General features: G+C 35.4%; 22 protein-coding genes, 1 other RNA gene and 1 other annotated feature. Of the genes, 22 read left to right on the top strand and 1 reads right to left on the bottom strand.

What is annotated here, in order from left to right; translation table 11 throughout:
* The 6 genes from pstA (at position 1) to rplL (ending at position 4,272) form a co-directional block, all read left to right on the top strand.
* Entirely contained in the window at positions 1-894 is an 894-nt protein-coding gene (gene pstA / locus F5ESL0261_RS07070) for a phosphate ABC transporter permease PstA (RefSeq protein ID WP_045928403.1), read from the top strand.
* A 10-nt stretch (positions 895-904) separates the two neighbouring features.
* Positions 905-1,705 (top strand): phosphate ABC transporter ATP-binding protein PstB, encoded by an 801-nt coding sequence (pstB, locus tag F5ESL0261_RS07065; protein ID WP_109586558.1) that lies wholly within the window; start codon positions 905-907, stop codon positions 1,703-1,705.
* Between the two features lie 14 nt (positions 1,706-1,719).
* Positions 1,720-2,475 carry a phosphate ABC transporter ATP-binding protein PstB gene (pstB, locus tag F5ESL0261_RS07060; protein ID WP_045928401.1) on the top strand — a complete coding sequence of 252 codons (756 nt, stop codon included), beginning with the start codon at positions 1,720-1,722 and terminating at the stop codon, positions 2,473-2,475.
* 15 nt (positions 2,476-2,490) lie between these two features.
* Positions 2,491-3,159, top strand: coding sequence for a phosphate signaling complex protein PhoU (gene phoU / locus F5ESL0261_RS07055; protein WP_045928400.1), 669 nt, complete (start codon positions 2,491-2,493; stop codon positions 3,157-3,159).
* A gap of 33 nt (positions 3,160-3,192) precedes the next feature.
* Positions 3,193-3,316, top strand: a sequence feature (ribosomal protein L10 leader region).
* A gap of 39 nt (positions 3,317-3,355) precedes the next feature.
* Positions 3,356-3,865: a 50S ribosomal protein L10 gene (gene rplJ / locus F5ESL0261_RS07050; RefSeq protein WP_045928399.1), complete on the top strand. Its 510-nt coding sequence runs from the start codon at positions 3,356-3,358 to the stop codon at positions 3,863-3,865.
* 41 nt (positions 3,866-3,906) lie between these two features.
* Positions 3,907-4,272 carry a 50S ribosomal protein L7/L12 gene (rplL, locus tag F5ESL0261_RS07045; protein ID WP_045928398.1) on the top strand — a complete coding sequence of 122 codons (366 nt, stop codon included), beginning with the start codon at positions 3,907-3,909 and terminating at the stop codon, positions 4,270-4,272.
* A gap of 118 nt (positions 4,273-4,390) precedes the next feature.
* On the opposite strand, the gene F5ESL0261_RS07040 is transcribed toward rplL, so the two are convergent.
* Positions 4,391-5,530 carry a C40 family peptidase gene (locus tag F5ESL0261_RS07040; protein ID WP_122052711.1) on the bottom strand — a complete coding sequence of 380 codons (1,140 nt, stop codon included), beginning with the start codon at positions 5,528-5,530 and terminating at the stop codon, positions 4,391-4,393.
* A 128-nt stretch (positions 5,531-5,658) separates the two neighbouring features.
* Between F5ESL0261_RS07040 and F5ESL0261_RS07035 the strand changes: the two genes are divergently transcribed.
* From F5ESL0261_RS07035 to yabA, 16 genes are all read left to right on the top strand, one after another.
* On the top strand, positions 5,659-6,681 hold the full coding sequence (locus tag F5ESL0261_RS07035) for a D-alanyl-D-alanine carboxypeptidase family protein (protein ID WP_122052710.1): 1,023 nt from the start codon (positions 5,659-5,661) through the stop codon (positions 6,679-6,681).
* A gap of 31 nt (positions 6,682-6,712) precedes the next feature.
* Positions 6,713-7,282 carry a L,D-transpeptidase gene (locus F5ESL0261_RS07030; RefSeq protein ID WP_122052709.1) on the top strand — a complete coding sequence of 190 codons (570 nt, stop codon included), beginning with the start codon at positions 6,713-6,715 and terminating at the stop codon, positions 7,280-7,282.
* 11 nt (positions 7,283-7,293) lie between these two features.
* On the top strand, positions 7,294-8,241 hold the full coding sequence (locus F5ESL0261_RS07025; RefSeq protein ID WP_122052708.1) for an SLAP domain-containing protein: 948 nt from the start codon (positions 7,294-7,296) through the stop codon (positions 8,239-8,241).
* Between the two features lie 133 nt (positions 8,242-8,374).
* On the top strand, positions 8,375-9,403 hold the full coding sequence (locus F5ESL0261_RS10170; protein ID WP_199699945.1) for a C39 family peptidase: 1,029 nt from the start codon (positions 8,375-8,377) through the stop codon (positions 9,401-9,403).
* Between the two features lie 76 nt (positions 9,404-9,479).
* Entirely contained in the window at positions 9,480-10,577 is a 1,098-nt protein-coding gene (locus tag F5ESL0261_RS07015) for a C40 family peptidase (protein ID WP_158595205.1), read from the top strand.
* Positions 10,578-10,703: 126 nt separating this feature from the next.
* The gene (locus tag F5ESL0261_RS07010; protein WP_122052706.1) at positions 10,704-11,324 is read left to right on the top strand and encodes a class I SAM-dependent methyltransferase; all 621 of its coding nucleotides are present in this window, start codon (positions 10,704-10,706) and stop codon (positions 11,322-11,324) included.
* A complete protein-coding gene (tadA, locus tag F5ESL0261_RS07005; RefSeq protein ID WP_233560909.1) occupies positions 11,324-11,833 on the top strand; it encodes a tRNA adenosine(34) deaminase TadA in 510 nt (169 codons plus the stop codon). Before F5ESL0261_RS07010 ends, tadA begins: the two co-directional genes overlap by 1 nt.
* 28 nt (positions 11,834-11,861) lie before the next feature.
* Positions 11,862-11,955: signal recognition particle sRNA small type (gene ffs / locus F5ESL0261_RS07000), an RNA gene on the top strand.
* A gap of 57 nt (positions 11,956-12,012) precedes the next feature.
* Entirely contained in the window at positions 12,013-13,818 is a 1,806-nt protein-coding gene (gene dnaX / locus F5ESL0261_RS06995; RefSeq protein WP_122052705.1) for a DNA polymerase III subunit gamma/tau, read from the top strand.
* A 20-nt stretch (positions 13,819-13,838) separates the two neighbouring features.
* On the top strand, positions 13,839-14,168 hold the full coding sequence (locus tag F5ESL0261_RS06990; RefSeq protein WP_122052704.1) for a YbaB/EbfC family nucleoid-associated protein: 330 nt from the start codon (positions 13,839-13,841) through the stop codon (positions 14,166-14,168).
* The gene (gene recR / locus F5ESL0261_RS06985) at positions 14,169-14,768 is read left to right on the top strand and encodes a recombination mediator RecR (protein ID WP_122052703.1); all 600 of its coding nucleotides are present in this window, start codon (positions 14,169-14,171) and stop codon (positions 14,766-14,768) included.
* A complete protein-coding gene (locus tag F5ESL0261_RS06980; protein ID WP_122052702.1) occupies positions 14,768-14,998 on the top strand; it encodes a YaaL family protein in 231 nt (76 codons plus the stop codon). The genes recR and F5ESL0261_RS06980 overlap by 1 nt, the downstream gene beginning before the upstream one ends.
* Positions 14,999-15,101: 103 nt before the next feature.
* The gene (gene tmk, locus F5ESL0261_RS06975; protein ID WP_122052701.1) at positions 15,102-15,749 is read left to right on the top strand and encodes a dTMP kinase; all 648 of its coding nucleotides are present in this window, start codon (positions 15,102-15,104) and stop codon (positions 15,747-15,749) included.
* Positions 15,750-15,754: 5 nt separating this feature from the next.
* A complete protein-coding gene (locus F5ESL0261_RS06970; protein WP_046332402.1) occupies positions 15,755-16,078 on the top strand; it encodes a cyclic-di-AMP receptor in 324 nt (107 codons plus the stop codon).
* A complete protein-coding gene (locus F5ESL0261_RS06965) occupies positions 16,078-16,938 on the top strand; it encodes a DNA polymerase III subunit delta (protein ID WP_122052700.1) in 861 nt (286 codons plus the stop codon). Before F5ESL0261_RS06970 ends, F5ESL0261_RS06965 begins: the two co-directional genes overlap by 1 nt.
* Positions 16,939-16,947: 9 nt before the next feature.
* The gene (gene yabA / locus F5ESL0261_RS06960) at positions 16,948-17,283 is read left to right on the top strand and encodes a DNA replication initiation control protein YabA (RefSeq protein WP_046332961.1); all 336 of its coding nucleotides are present in this window, start codon (positions 16,948-16,950) and stop codon (positions 17,281-17,283) included.

The raw sequence follows: 17,283 nt of genomic DNA, 5'->3' as shown, positions 1-17,283 counted from the left end.
ATGAACGCAAAAAAAACAAATAGAATTGCTACTGGCGTGATTTATTTCTTAGTTGGAATCGTTGTACTTCTTTTGGTTGGTATTCTTGGTAATATCTTAGTTTCGGGATTACCGCATTTATCGTGGCATTTCTTGAGTTCAGAATCGTCCTCTTTTGAAGCAGGCGGTGGAATTAGAGACCAATTATTTAATTCTATCTATCTTTTATTACTTACCTTACTAATTTCTATGCCAATTGCACTCGGTGCTGCCATTTATTTAGCCGAATATGCTCCTGATAACTGGTTTACTCAGTTAATCAGAACCACGATTGAAATTTTGAGCTCTTTACCTTCAATAGTTGTTGGTCTGTTTGGCTATCTTTTATTTGTGGTTCAATTCGGATTTGGCTTTTCAATTCTCGCTGGCGCTTTAGCACTAACTTTTTTCAACTTGCCAACTCTTACTAGTAATATTGAAGAAGCCATTAAAGGTGTTCCTCAAACTCAAAGAGAAGCTGGCTGGGCTCTGGGTTTATCTAATTGGAAGACCATTCACGGCATTGTATTGCCAGCAGCCCTGCCAGGAATAATTACTGGTGTTATTTTGAGCGCTGGACGTGTTTTTGGTGAAGCTGCAGCTTTGATTTATACCGCAGGGCAAAGTGGTTCAACGGTTGATTATTCTAACTGGAATATGTTTAGTCCTACTAGTTTTTTGAATGTAATGCGTCCAGCAGAAACGCTAGCTGTACATATTTGGAAAGTAAATACTGAAGGGATAATTCCGGATGTGAATGTGGTTTCAGCTGCTACTTCTGCTTTGCTAGTCATTGTTGTCATTATCTTTAACTTCGGTGCTAGAGCACTAGGAAACTGGATCTATAAACGGCTTACTGCCGCAAGAATAAAGTAAAGGGGTTCTTATGGAAAATTGGCAAAAACAAAAAACCTACATTAAGACCTTTCCTGAAGATGACTGTGCAATTTCAACTACTGATTTGAGTGTTTTCTATGGTGGTACAGTTCAAAAGTTGTTTGATGTTAGCTTAGGCTTTAAGAAAAATACAATTACTGCATTAATAGGAGCATCTGGTTCAGGTAAATCAACATTTTTGCGCTCACTTAATCGTATGAATGACCGGGTAGCACGAGTTGACGGCAAAATTATGTTTCATGGCCTTAATGTTAATCAGAACAAAATTAATGTTTATGAATTGCGGAAGGCAATTGGAATGGTTTTTCAAAAGCCTAATCCTTTTCCGAAGTCAATTAGAGAAAATATCACTTATGCCTTAAAAGCAAACGGTCAGCAGAATAAAAAGAAACTGGATCAAATTGTAGAAGAAAGTCTCAGAGCTGCGGCTTTATGGGATGAGGTAAAGGATAAACTCGACCAAAGTGCATTGGCACTATCAGGGGGTCAGCAGCAAAGACTATGCATTGCGCGAGCGATTGCCCTAAAACCCGAAATTTTACTTCTTGACGAGCCTGCTAGTGCTTTAGATCCAGTATCTACTGCTAAGCTTGAAGATACTTTAAAGCAGTTGAGAAAGAAATATACCATGGTTATGGTAACGCATAATATGCAGCAGGCTTCAAGAATTAGTGAATATACAGCATTCTTTCACTTGGGACATGCGTTAGAATATGATACTACTACAAATATTTTCACCAACCCTCAAGGTGAAATTACTGAGAAGTACATTCAGGGTAGTTTTGGATAAAGGTGGCGTTATTGATGACAAATGTGATGGAGGCTAAAAATGTTAAACTTAAGTATGGCAGTTTTGAAGCTTTACATGGTATAAGTTTAGCTTTTCCCGCTCAAAAATTGACTGCCTTAATTGGACCATCTGGCTGTGGCAAATCTACCTTTTTGCGCTGTTTAAATCGTATGAATGATGATATTGACGATATTAATATTACTGGTGAGATACTTTTAGAAGGAAAAGATATTTATCATTCTCATATTGATTTAGTTGCTTTACGTAAGAAGGTAGGAATGGTGTTTCAACAGCCCACGCCGTTTCCGTTTTCCGTCTTTGATAATGTAGCTTATGGTTTACGCATAGCTGGTGTTAAAGATAAAGATTTGATTGAACAGCGTGTTGAAGAAAGTTTGAAGCAAGCTGCAATTTGGAATGAAACTAAAGACAGTTTGCAGCGTAATGCTCTTGCTTTTTCAGGAGGACAACAGCAACGTATTTGTATAGCTCGGGCTCTGGCAATCAGACCGGAAGTTGTTTTACTTGATGAGCCGACATCTGCTTTAGATCCAATATCAAGTTCAGAAATTGAAGAAACGTTAATGGCTTTGAAACAGAAATATACTTTTATTATGGTGACACACAACTTGCAACAGGCGAGTCGGGTTTCAGATCAGGTAGCTTTTTTAATGAATGGTGAATTGATTGAATCAGGTTCGACACAAGAAATGTTCTTGTCACCTAAAAAAGAAATGACAAACAATTATCTTAACGGCCGTTTTGGCTAATTTTGGAGGTGGATTATGCACGAAATATTTTTAGATGAACTGAAAAAGTTGAACGCTCAGTTTATGGAAATGGGAGTCTTGGTCAATGATTTGATTGACAAGGGTACGCGTTCATTCGTTGAACATGATAAAAAGACGGCGCAAGAAATGATTGCCGAAGACAAGGAAGTAGCTAAAGAAGCTGTCAAGATCGAAAAAAAGGCTTTGGAATTAATGGCATTGCAACAGCCGGTTGCGACAGATTTTCGCGTTGTTATTAGTATCTTAAAAGCTACAACGGACTTAGAAAGAATTGGCGAAAATGCAAACAGTATTGCCGTTGAAACTGTCAGAGTCAAAGGTAATCCACGTCTGCCAGAAGTTGAAAAAGTAATTTCCAACATGACCCATCAAGTGCGTGAAATGTTGGTACAAGTATTAACTGCTTATGTTCAAGAAAATGAAAAAGATGCTAGAAAAATGGTACTTGGACATGCTAAGGTTTTTAAAGATTATAAGAATGCCAGACAAATGATTATAGATGGTGTAGAACAAGAACCTGACGCCGCTGTTGCTTCTGCCAGTTACTTTGTTATCATCAGATTACTAGAGAGAATAAGTGATCATATTGTGAACTTGGCCAGTTGGGTAATTTACAAAACTTCAGGTGAATTATTTGAGTTAATTAAACCTAAAAAGAAATAATTGACTTGCATTTAAAATATAATCCTGTTATATTTAATAAAGTAAATTCTACCTAAGACTCGGGTGGCATGACGCCTTAATTTCCCGCCGAGGCCAGAAGATATTGATGAGTTTAAAGCTCCATGTCTTTCTTGGCATGGAGTTTTTATTTGGGCCTGATGGAATTTATTATTAAATTTGATGGAGGTGAAATCGATTGAGTAAAGCTGCTATTGCTGAAAAAGAAAAGTTTGTTGATGCGTTTGCTGAAGAACTTAAAGCTGCTAAAGCAATCTTAATAATTAACTACTTGGGTTTAACTGTTGAAGAAGTTACTAACATGCGTAAGGAACTTCGTGAAAACGATGTTAACATGAAGGTTGTTAAGAATACTTACTTAAGACGTGCTGCTGCTAAGGCCGGTATAGAAGGTCTTGATGAGACTTTTGTAGGTCCTACTGCTGTAATTTATACTGATAATGCTGATGACATTACCGAACCAGCTCGTATCGTTTCAAAATACGAAGATGATTATGATGTTATCGACATTAAGGGTGGTATGTTAGAAGGTAAATTGACTTCTAAAGAAGAAATCAAGGAACTTGCTGCCATTCCTGGTCGCGAAGGCTTACTGTCAATGCTTGTTTCTGTATTACAAGCCCCTGTTCGCAATTTCGCATATGCTGTTAAGGCTGTTGCTGATTCAAAAGATGAATCTGCAGAATAAATAAAATAATTTATATCTAAAATTTCGGAGGATAAATAAGTATGGCTTTAGATACTGATAAGATTATTGAAGACTTGAAAGGTGCTTCAATTCTTGAATTAAATGACCTGGTAAAGGCTATTGAAGATGAATTTGGTGTTTCTGCTGCTGCTCCAGTTGCTGCTGCAGGTGCTGCTGGTGGCGAAGCTGCTGCTAAATCAACATTTGATGTTGAATTGACAGAAGCTGGCCAAGAAAAAGTTAAGGTTATTAAGGCTGTCCGTGATATTACCGGACTTGGCCTTAAGGACTCAAAAGATCTTGTTGATGGCGCTCCTAAGAACGTTAAGGAAGGCGTTTCTGAAGACGAAGCTAATGACATTAAATCTAAGCTTGAAGATGTTGGCGCTACAGTTACATTGAAATAATTGTAGTCCGATCGGACAAGTTATAAGAAAAGACGTATTTGCAATTTGCAAATACGTCTTTTTATTTTTCGAGAGATTTTATTAAAATTGGACTTAAGCTAAAGGCGGTTAGTTATTTTTACATAATTCTTCTGACAATGCCATCAGGATAGTGAACTGATAAATACTTTGAATTGCGTGAGTTCCAGAAATTGTCTTGCAGACTGGAAACTCCAACCCCACCGTTGTCAGTGTATGGACTATCATGTAAAAATAATCCTTTTCCGAGGTACATTCCAACATGGGCTAAATGACCATCGTCTTTATCATCGAAGAAAATGAGATCGCCACGTTTTTTGTTTTTATAATTAATGGGTTTGCCATTATAACATTGACTAAATGTGGTTGATCCTAGATGATGGCCTGCTTTAGTAAAAAGATAATTCATAAAACTAGAACAGTCAAAATGTCGTGATTTTTCGTCATATTTTGAATGATCAATCATTTTTTCACCGATTTTGATAATACGCTCAAGCGACTTTTTGTTGCCTTCTAGAGCCTTTAAATTATATTTGATATTTTGGCCTAAAATCCAATAATTTTGTCCCCGATGTTTAAAACGATAATATACTGCATGCAAGTTAGTATGGGCAATCATATTTACATGAACCCATTTATTCTTCAAATGCAAATTTTTGCTAGTTCCTATTTTTCTGGCATCATTAGTGTGGGCAGGTAAGTTATACAAATTGGCATTTCTGACAATTTTCATTTTATAATTTATTTTATTTTTAGTTAATAAAAACTGATTGAAAGCTTTTTTATTTAACCATCCGTACTTTGTCTTAACAAAAGTCTCTTTGTTAGTTTTGGCTAATTTGCTGTAACTAATTTGTTTTTTATACCAATTTTTGGCTGAATTTTTTTTACTGGTTAATGTTTTACTAAAGCGATAATGGGTTTGGTAAATTTTACCACTGCCTTTTTTCTTTAAATAGGTAATCTTTGGTGCTTTCTTTTGTTTTTTATCAGTGTTGATTGACTTGTGGGACTGAGAATTATCTTTATTCTTGTTAGAATTTACAGTCTGATTATTATCAGAATTGGAATTATCACTAATGTCTGATTTAGATTGGTTTTGCTCTTTTTGTTCATTGTTTGTCTGATTAGTGATTGTTTGTGTACTGATAGTATCTGCAGAAACTTTTACACTAAAACTAAATATTCCCAAAAATGATAGACTGATAAACATTAAAAATAGTTTTGATTTGCTTAACATTTTAGCTCCAATCAATTTTAAAAAAATTTAACTACATTTACCATTTTATAATATAATTAAATTTATAGTTAATTAATTTTAAAATATCACTTGTAATTTTAAATTTGAAAATGTTTAGGGAGGTATAGGTGCAAGTCAAAAATAAGTTTATTTTTGGACTTTTTTCTATAATAGCAGCTTTTTTTGTTAGCACTTCTGTAGTTCAGGCTGATGAAACCATTCAAATTGACAGCAATAGTGCAAACAATAAAGTGGATCAAAAACCTAAAAAGAAAAAACATAAAACTACAGTTTATAGTCACAATCAAGACAAATCAGTTGGCCAATATACTAAGTATATTCATGGAAAAACGCCTAAAACCAAAGCAAAAGCTTACCTAGTTTTGGATCGTAAGACTGGAGAAGTACTGTTGGCAAAAAATGCGAAGAAGTGCTATTTAACAGCATCTACTGGGAAACTAATGACAATTTATTTAGCCAGGCGCAAGCTTGCCCGTAATCCGCATGATTGGCAAAAAAAGCTCAAGTTTTCCAGCCCTTTGGTAAAAATGGCCAAGAATCCCAACCTTAACTGCTTCCATGTAAAAAAAGGAAAAAAGTATACTGTCAACGAGATCATGTCTTCAGCAATAATTGATTCCGACAATAACTCTGCAATTCGGTTGGGTCAATGGGTTGCAGGTTCAAATAAGAAATTCATCAAAATGATGAATAAACAAGCAAAGCTATGGCATCTTTCTGCAAATTTCGTATCAGCTTCAGGGCTTGAAAACAGTGATTTAGCACCTTATGGTTATTATGTTAAAGGTGCTTGGAGTTCAGGAAACTTATTGTCGGCAAAAGATCTTGCAATAATTGGTTATCATGTTGCTCATGATTATCCCAGTTTGATGAAATTTTTTGCCACACCTGAGATGTATGTGGCAGGCCAGAAATTACATAACTATAATGATACGTTACCTGGTCGTAAGTATAACGTTAAATCCTTAAAAACCGATGGCATGAAAACAGGCTGGACACCGCGATCAGGCTATTGCTTTGTTGGAAGTTGTAACAAGGGCAACGGACGGATTGTAGTGGTATTGCATGACAAAGATGAGTTTTCGGATGCGAATAAATTAGTAAAATTTACGTATAAGCATCGTAGTTAGTCGACATATTAAAGAAGGTGAGTAATAGATAGTGAAAATAAAAAAGAATAAATTTGTAATAGTTAGCTTTTTAATTATTATTGGCGGATTCATATTAAATTTTGGGCAAAAGAAAATCTTTGCAAAATCCGTTAGTGAAATTCCACGAGAATATATGCGTAAACCGATTAGTTATACTAAATCTTCTGAAATTAAACCATATCCTCAAGGGATGAGCGCTAAAAAAGATAAGATAGTAGTTTCATTAAAAAAGCAACGCGCGTATTTGATTCGTGGTCGCAAAACCAGATACGAATTTTATGTTTCAACTGGAGCACATAACTCAACACCTAAGGGACATTTTCGTATTAATACTTATCGGGCACCGTGGTTTTATTCTGCCAGTGAGAAAATGGGTGCAAGATTTGCAGTAGGTTGGCTGCAAGGTGGTTTATATCTTTTTCATGAAAATCCGCGTAATATTCACCACAAATTAATTAAAAAGGTAGCTAACAAATTAGGTAAAAAGCCAACCTCTCATGGTTGTATTCATTTAAGCACAAGCGATGCAAAATGGTTCTATCAAAAAGCACCAACTGGACTAAGAGTTATTATTAAATAAAGGAGAAAGCAATGAAAAAATTTAATTATCGTAAAACTGTCGTAGTACTATTAACTTTTACAAGCATGGCAAGCGGTCTGTCTTTTGGCTCAATGACCACAGAAGCTAAGAAAGTTTCCAGCAGTATGGTTTTGAAAGCACCAGCTGTTAAAAGGGTAAAAGTCAAAAAAAGAACATATTACTATAATAAAAAAGGCAAGAAGTTAAAGAAAAAGATTTTAAAAAAGGGCAAGAAGCTAACGGTTGTTAAAAAAGCCAAGAAAATAAAAGGAAAAAAATTTTATCTTGTAACTAAAAATAGATTTGTTCTAGTAAAAGATGTTGCAAATATTAAGTCAAAGATTAAAAAGCCACAAAAACAGCCTGTAAATCAAAGCACCCAAACCAATCCAGGTAATTCTACCAATCCAGTAGATACAGATACACCTGCAAACTCTGCTAATACAGGTACAACTCAGCCTACTCAAAATAATTCTACAATTGCTGATTTTTCAATCAGTGAGTTTAGACAGGAATTCTTAAAAGAGTTGAATAATGAAAGAACAAAACGTGGGTTAAGCCCAGTGACGGAAGATTCTCATTTGGATGAAGTTGTACAGGAAAGAACCAAATTATTGCCTGATAATTTTTCCCATAATGATTCTTCCGGTAATTTTATTTTGAATGATTTTTTCAATAAAGCAGGTATCGTGCGTAAAACTACTGCTGAATGTCTAGCAATGTTTCCCTGGGGTGCAACCATAGATCGTTCAAATAACGAGCTGATTAATGCTAAAAATACTGCAAGCAGTGCTTTGGTTGCTGATAACATGCTTTATGAATATATTTATAATGATGCGCAGTCTAATTGGGGACATCGAGATATTTTGCTTGCTCCTAACGATAAAACAATTGGTCTTGGTGCGTTAGCAGATAAAAAGAGTGGCCAGATTTTTTCTTCAGTTGGCGTTATATATTAAAGACGTATTTTTAAAAGCTATCTAGTGGCAATGAATTAGTATTGTTCTAATAAGTTGTTTAATTAATAGTTCTAATATGTCCAACAAACTGAATATATCCGCAATATAACTCATATTATTAAAGGTAAATATAATGAAAAAAAGATATATTTTTTGGCTAGTATTTATTATTTCATTGTTTGAGACTCAGGCAGCAAATACCGTAAAAGCGGACTCCAGTGGCTATTCTGAAGATACTACAGTTAATGCTCAAAATAATAATACTAATGATAAAAACAAATCTGATAACAAAAATAATGATAATGCTGGTTCTAGTGCAAATGATAATAAAACCGTAGATAGTAATAGTGACCAAAATAAGCAGAATACTCATAATGAAACGCCGAAAAAAGAGCAAAATAAAAAGACTCCACTGGTAAAACCCAAAATTAAACAGGGTTGGATCAAAAGGGGAAAGAAAAAATATTTTTACAAAAATAATAGAAAAGTCAAAGGACTAGTAAAAATAAAAAAATATCATTACTTGTTTAATAAACACGGTGTTTTGCTAAGTGGACTAAGAAAAACACCGCGTAAATCTACCTACAGCTACTATATGACTAACGGTAAAAGAAGTGAGAAATCAGTATCTACCAAGAAAGCCTATTATTGGATTAAAAAGGGTGTAGTCAAGGGCATAAAAAACTATGCCAAATGTATTTGTCAAAGACCAGAATTACCAACCGGGTGCGAAATGACGGCAGCTACAATGATGATTAATTTTGCTGGTAAAAAAGTGTCTAAATTAAAAATTGCCAATGAAACTCCTCGCAGCAATAATCCCAACAAAGGTTTCATCGGTTCTCCTTATAAAGCTTATCCTGCAGGTTATTGGGTAGCACCTGGTGGACTAAAAGGTGTTGTTAAAAGATATCTGGGTAAGGCTAAAATTATGACTAGTTGTAGGTTAAGTGCAATTAAAAATAAATTGCTACACTCTCACTTAGTAGTTGTCTGGGTTAACGGCATAGATGGTTTTTCGAACCATGCACTTACTTTGACTGGATATCATAATCAACAACTGTACTACAATGATCCGTGGACAGGGACCAAAGCTCAAATTAATAGTGCTGACTTCATCAGCTATTGGAGTCGAGATGGGTACAGAGCGCTGAGCTATTAAAATGTTTTAACGCTCTAATAATAGTTTTATGATATTATTATTTTGTATCTTATTTTTTAAAAAAAGAGGAAAGAATATGAAATATAAAAAGCAATTATTTTTGGGCATTGCTGCTATTACTCTAATTGCAAATTTTGGAACTACTTCAATTGTTAGTGCACAAACTAGTGCATCACCAGTAACTGATGAATCACAAAATAATCAAGATAGTCAGTTAACTAATAATACCAATGAGACAAATAACGCTGACGAATCTAGTCAATCTGGTAACACAAGCGGTATTGAAAATTCAAATAAACCCACAGAAGAGCCTAAAGCACCTGAAAAAATTAAAACCAAATTTAACAAATTACATACAAGATTTAAATGGACAGCGGGCGATAAAATTACTGATCAAGTAGCATTAAATAGCCATGAAAAAAGATCAGTCAGTTTGCAAAAATGGAACGGCAAAAAATACGTTAATGTTCAAAAGTTTTCAACAAATAAAGAGGGAACCTTTAAAATAACTTATCCTTCATCTTGGTATCATCACAAACATTCAACCTGGAGACTTTATGCTCCTAAAACAAAAGATGCTACAGCAGCTAAGAGTAACAAAATAACTATAAATACTGTTAGGCGTTATCAAATACCAAAAAGGTATCGCCAATTACATATGAAGAGTTTGCATCTCAAGGGCTTCTATACCAGTCCACTTGATAAAAGCTTAAACTATGCTTCTACCAGAAATGATTATGTTAATGCTTTTATCAAGCGTGGTTACCAATATAAGAATGCTGGTACAGCTTGGGTTGATTTTACTACTAAAAAACCAGGAACCTCTGTAGATTGTTCTGGTTTAGTAATGCAATGTATGTATGCAACAGGAATTGATCCCTCTCCTGCTAACCCGAGATGGCATGCTACTCATGAATGGGGCTGTCGTTCATTTGTTCAAAGTCCGACTTTGCAAACGGTTAGCCTTAATAAATTAAAGCGGGGAGATTTAATTTTTTATGGTCAACCAAAGCCAACTTGTTATCACGTAGGGATTTATTTAGGCAATAATAAAGTCTTACATTCTTGGCCTAATGCTGGCGTAACAGTATGGAATGCCAATTTCCGCCCATACTATTATGCTAAACGTGTATTTCCAGTAACAAAAACCGTTAAAGTTCATCAAAAGTTATAATAATGAAAAACGGAAAAGCTAATTATACTCTATAGAAATTATCGAGCATAATTAGTTTTTTTATATTTGCAAAAATTTAGATGTCCGCTAAAATTATCTGGATAAGGTTTTAGAAATGAGCGAATTATGACTGAAAAACAAAACCAAATGTATTTTACTGAGAACCCCTCTTCTCAGCATGATGAGCATATAATTGACTATCAAGTTAACGGCATTGATCTCAAATTTACTACTGATGCTGGAGTTTTTTCGAAATTACGCGTGGATTATGGTTCAGGTGTTTTAATTAAGAAAATGCTTGATGTTGATTTTCCTCAAAACAATATTTTAGATGTTGGCACCGGATATGGACCAATCGGTCTTTTTGCAGCTAAATTTTGGCCAAAGCAAACAGTAGAAATGATAGACGTTAATCAGCGTGGATTAGATCTAGCAAAAAAGAATGCTGAGCTTAACCATATAGATAATGTTGCTATTTTTTCCTCTGATACTTATAGCAATATTTCATCAGCAAAGAAATATGGCTTAATTCTGACTAATCCACCGATTCGAGCTGGTAAAAAAGTTGTTTCCAATATTCTGTCTGGTGCGAAAAATCATTTGGTAAGTGATGGGGTTTTACTAGTAGTAATTCAAAAAAAACAAGGTGAGCCGAGTGCCCGTAAATTATTAACAAAAACTTTTGGCAATTGTACCATTTTAAAAAGAGATAAAGGTTACTATGTTTTGCAGGCGGTGAATAATTAATGCCATTTTCAAGTGCAGAAAAAAAAGACTTTATGCAATTAGCTTTTCAGCAAGCAAAAAAAGCCCAAGATTTAGGAGAAGTTCCAATTGGTGCGATTGTGGTAGCTCCCGATGGGCAAGTTATAGGTACAGGATTTAACCGCAGAGAATTGGATCAGGACTCTACGCAACATGCTGAAATGATTGCTATCAGGGAAGCTTGCAATAATCTTGGTACTTGGCGTTTAATAGACTGTAGTCTTTTTGTCACCCTAGAACCCTGTCCAATGTGTGCAGGTGCGATTATTAACTCTCGCCTTAAGAGTTTGTATTTTGGAGCACTTGACCCTAAAGCTGGTGCAGCCGGTAGTGTGGTTAACCTTTTTGATATTGAAAAGTTTAATCATCATCCTAACGTTATTCGGGGACTATACCGCGAAGAGTCAAGCCAGATGCTAAAAAATTTTTTTAAAGATATTAGACAAAAACAAAAAGCAGAAAAGGACTCCGACAAAAATTTCGCAAATTAGTGGAAAAATACCTTAAAATACGTTAATATATCTTATGGGCAATGTTTGACCTCCAAAGCGTGTCAGGACCGGAAGGTAGCAGCACTAAGGTTGCTCGGGCATGTGCCTTTTATTAGACAATTACAAACTCTTAACTCTTTCGAAAGAGTTAAGAGTTTTTTACTAGGGAAGACTGATCAATGGCTTATCAAGCGTTATACCGCAAATGGAGACCCCGCACTTTCGATAGTGTGATTGGTCAAGATGATATTACGGATACTTTGAAAAATGCAATTAAGCGAGGTACAATCTCCCATGCTTTTTTGTTTGCTGGACCACGTGGTACTGGGAAAACTTCATGTGCAAAAATTTTGGCTAAGGCATTGAATTGTAGCAATCTGCAGGATGGTGAGCCATGCAACAAGTGTGCCAATTGTCTTGCAGCCGACAAGGGCGCGATGGCAGACATTATGGAGATTGATGCAGCTTCCAACAATGGCGTTGATGAAATACGTGATATTAGAGATAAAGTTAAGTATGCCCCAACTCAGGGCAAATATAAAGTTTATATCATAGATGAGGTCCACATGTTGTCTATGGGTGCTTTTAATGCTTTACTTAAAACATTAGAAGAACCGCCAGAGCATGTTGTTTTCATTCTGGCCACTACGGAATTGCAAAAAGTGCCAGCAACCATCATATCAAGGACTCAGCGTTATAATTTTAAGCGTATAACTCAAGCTGACCTTGAAAAAAGAATGAAGTATATTCTTGAGCAAGAAAAAATCAGTTATGATGAAAAAGCCTTAGCCGTAATTGCTCAGGTAGCTGATGGTGGTATGAGGGATGCCTTAAGCATTTTAGATCAGCTTTTAAGTTTTGACAAAAACAAAGTTGAATATGATGCAGCTCTTGAAATAACAGGTTTTGCTGATAAAGAAAAGATTGAACAGATTTTATTGGCAATTTTGAATAATGATCCAACTGAAGCATTGTCTTTGGCGCAGACAGAACTTGCAAATGGTGCCAGCTCAAAAAACATTTTAGATGAACTGATTGAAATGGCGACTAATGCGTTAATGGCTGTTAAAACTAAAGACAATAGTCAGAAAAACTTTTTGAACGCTGACTTTATAAAAAAGATACAAGATGTAAATTCTGACCGCTATTTTCAAGTAATTGCATCAGCTAATACTGCATTAAATGATTTACGCTATACTAATCAGCAGCAGATACCACTAGAGGTGTTTTTAGTTGAATGTGCTGGCAAACAAAATAGCAAAGTAGATTCTGAAAATGTTTTGGCTAGTTCAGAAAGTCAAAGGAATGCAAATACTGATTTGACTAGTGAATTAGAGGCATTAAAAAAGCAGGTTTCAAACTTAACTAAAAAAGTTTCTAGTTTAAGCAAAAAGCAAACTCAAAATAGCGATAAGATTTTTCATCTTGATAGTGCAGTTTCTGATCGAATCGATGAAAATAAAAGTAAAAATTCCAAAGCAAAAACTGCTTCCAAACCTAGAAAAACAATTAGAAGTAGAAAAAAGGCTAATGAACAAAATCGGAAACAAGTTTATCATGTCTTAGAAAATGCCACTAAGGATGATCTTGTGGCTATCAAAAATGTTTGGCCGGATCTGCAGTCAGTTTTAGGCGTATCGCAACGTGCTTTGCTAGATGTGCTGAATCCTGTTGCAGCCAGTTCAAATCAGATAGTAATGAAATGCAAATATACTCTTTGGTTTGAAAAAGCCAGCGAAGATGGTAATTTACTAGATGTATTGACAGATGAAATTGCTAAATTTACTAAGCATAGCTATGAAATAGTGCTGGTACCTGATGAGGACTGGTCTACAGTTCGTGCAGAATTTTTGCAAAAGCATGGTAAAGAACTGCTTAATAAGCAAAAACAATCAGATTCAGGCTCTGAACAAGACGAGTCAAGCAATCAGATTGTAGAAAAAGCTAAAGAGTTATTTGGTGACACAGTAAATGTTAAAGACTAAAATTTAAAGGAGAAAATAATATGAGTAAAAGACCTAATTTTGGTGCTATGGGCGGCATGAATATGCAACAAATGATGAAGCAGGCTAAGAAGTTGCAGGAGCAGATGGCGCAAGAACAACAAAATATTACTGCACAGGAATTTGTAGGCAAGTCAGCAGATGACTTGGTTGTAGCTACTTTTAGCGGAGATCGCAAATTGAAAAATATTACTATTGATAAAGATGCGATTGACCCTGACGATCCTGACATGTTGCAAGATTTAGTTATTGATGCGGTTAATAAAGGATTAGCAGAAATAGACCAAGCTACCCAGCAAAATTTAGGCAAGTATACGAAGGGCATGATTTAATTGCAGTATCCAGCACCAATTGCGCATTTAATTGATTCTTACATGAAATTACCTGGTATTGGTGAAAAAACAGCTACAAGGCTTGCATTTTATACTCTAGATATGCCGGATGACGACGTTCATAGTTTTAGTACTGCACTAAAAGAGGTGAAAGAAAAACTTCACCGCTGTTCTATTTGTGGCAACATTACAGAAAAAGATCCGTGTGCTATATGTGGTAATCCTGAACGTGATCAATCGACTATTATGGTAGTTGAGCAGCCAAAAGATGTGATGGCTTTTGAAGATATGGGTGAATATAGCGGGTTATATCATGTTTTGCACGGAGTTTTGTCCCCAATGGATGGTATTGGCCCAGAAGAAATTAATATCAAGTCATTAATAGTTCGTCTGCAAAAGCAGGATTGCGTAAAAGAGGTTATTTTGGCATTAAATTCAACTCCAGAAGGAGAATCAACGGCTATGTATATCAGTAAGCTGATCAAGCCGTCCGGTATTAAAGTAACCCGTCTGGCTGCTGGTTTGGCTGTTGGCAGTGATATTGAATATGCTAATTCAATTACTTTAAAAAGAGCGGTACAAGGGAGAACTTCAATCTAATGGCACATAATAAAGTTAAAAAAATGGGTGACGAATTGTTAATGGCCACAATTGAAGATTTGCAGGAGCAGATTGCCGTTCAAAAAAATCTTGATCCAACGACACTTGATATGTCTGAGGATAACGTGGTATCAGGTAAAATTTTAAGAGCAAAATATTCTTTTTTATATAATGAAGCTCGTCATCGTCATACAAGATTTAGTGGTTTTTCCAATGCGATTTCAGAATAAAAAGTCCTTAGTGAAAGGACTTTTTATTTTGCGCAAAAATTAAAAGTACGTTGGGGTGTTCATATAAAGAGAACTCTTGTAAAATAGAAACATGGAGAGTTTTATGAAAAGTTATTTTATCAGTTTCGAAGGACCAGATGGGTCAGGAAAAAGTACAGTTTTAAAGCAAGTTGTAGCTCAAATTGGTCCTAGACTTAAGACACAATATCTAGTAACTAGGGAACCTGGAGGCTCAAAAATTGCAGAAAAAATCCGGCAATTAATTTTAGATCCTGTGAATGAAGAAATGTCCGCTAAAACTGAAGCATTGCTTTATGCAGCGTCTCGCAGTCAGCACATGTTTGAAACTGTGATACCGGCTCTTAAAGCTGGTAAGGTAGTTTTCTCTGATCGATTTGTTGATAGTTCACTTGCTTATCAAGGAGCAGGACGAGATTTGGGTATTGCCGCTGTGAAACAGATTAATGATTTTGCCACCAGTAAAATTGAACCTGATCTCACTATTTTTCTCGACGTTAAACCGCAAGTTGGCTTAGACAGAATTGCTAAAGAGCGAGCTGGAAAAGAAGATCGCTTGGAACAGGAAAAATTAAATTTTCATCAAAAAGTTTATCAGGGTTATCAAGAAGTAATTAAGGCTCATCCTGAAAGAATAAAGGTAGTTGATGCAAATAAACCCTTTAATTTAGTAGTAGAAGATTGTGTTAAAATAATTGCAAACCAATTACCAGCAGATTTATTAAAGGACTGATTAAAATGAAGTTAATAGTTGCAATTGTTCAAAAAGAAGATGCTAATAGGCTCCAACGTACCTTTGTCAAGGAAAGCATTCGTGCGACTAAGCTTGCTACGACTGGAGGATTTCTAAGTGAAGGCAACACTACTTTTCTTATCGGAATAGATGATAAACATGTCAAGCAGGTTTTGCGCATCATTAAGGAAGAGTCTAAATCCCGTGAAGAATATATGAACCCTAATTTGGTGATGACAGGTTTTGAAATGAGTAGCCAACCAGTAAAAATTACGGTTGGGGGAGCCACTTGTTTTGTTTTGCCTGTTGAAGAATTCAAGCAATTCTGATGTCGGTCGATATTAGTAAAAGAGGCAAGAAACAGTCTGAACTTTTGCGTCAAGCTTTTGAGCAAAACAAATTGGCTCATAGCTACTTATTTGTTGATGCCAATGAAGTTCAGGCATTAAATACAGCATATTGGTTAGCTTGTCTCTTTAATTGTAGCGGTACTGAAAAACCGGATGGTACGTGTCAGAATTGCAGGCAAATTATTTCAGGCAATCACCCTGATGTGTTACTGGTAGAGCCTGAAGGCAAGCAAAATTTGGGAATTGATCAAGTTCGTGTTTTGAAGGAAGAACTAGCTAAAAGTCCGGTTCAAAGCAGTGTGCGTTTCTTTTTTATTAATGAAGCCCAGAAGTTAACTTTGCCTGCGGCTAATGCTTTACTTAACTTGTTGGAAGAACCTATAGCACCTGTTGTTACTATTTTAATTACAAATAATACCGATCAAATTTTGCCCACAATTCGTTCACGTACTCAGATTATTAATTTCACGCTCAATCAAAAAAAACATGATAAGAGTGAAGAATTACTGGCAAATGGTTTTAGTCCGAGTGAAGTTGACTCACTGGAAGATACAGCTAAATTAGATAAAGGAAGCAAATATTTTTACCAAGAAATGCTTGAACACAATTCACTTTCACTAGTGAGTGCACATCAGTTAGCGGAAATGGCTAAAAGCAAAAGTGAGCAAAATTATATTCTTTTTTTACTTAAAAAATGGGCTCAAGCTGAATTAAACAGCAGTAATCAAGAAATCGGGGCAAGGATGTTAAAGTATTTGCTTGAAATTGACAAAATGCAGTACAGCAATGTCAATTTTCGCAATTTATTGGACTTTCTTGCTTTGCAATGGAAAAGGTAGGTGTTTAAGGTGGATTCTTATTCAAAGTTAGAGCAACTTCATGATTCAATGGTTAGCATGACCAAAACAATCGAGAGTTTAGAAAATAGTATTTTGGAAACATTGAAAGAAAATACTGAGTTAAAAGTAGAGAATCAGTTGCTGCGTGAAAAAATGGACAAAATGAATAATGCCCACAATAACACCGTTAAAACTCAGAGTGGTCTTGAATCTTTACGGCAAATTTACAGTTCAGGTTACCATATTTGCAATATGTACTATGGCTCTCACCGTGATCCCAATACTGACTGCATGTTTTGTTTGGATATTCTTGATAATTTTGGCGAAAAGAAGAAAAAACATTAA

Source organism: Lactobacillus sp. ESL0261 (genome assembly GCF_003693025.1).
In the GTDB taxonomy this organism is placed as follows: Bacteria; Bacillota; Bacilli; order Lactobacillales; family Lactobacillaceae; genus Lactobacillus; species Lactobacillus kullabergensis.
The sequence above is the reverse complement of the archived record's forward strand: the minus strand, read 5'-3'. Positions and strand labels throughout refer to the sequence as shown.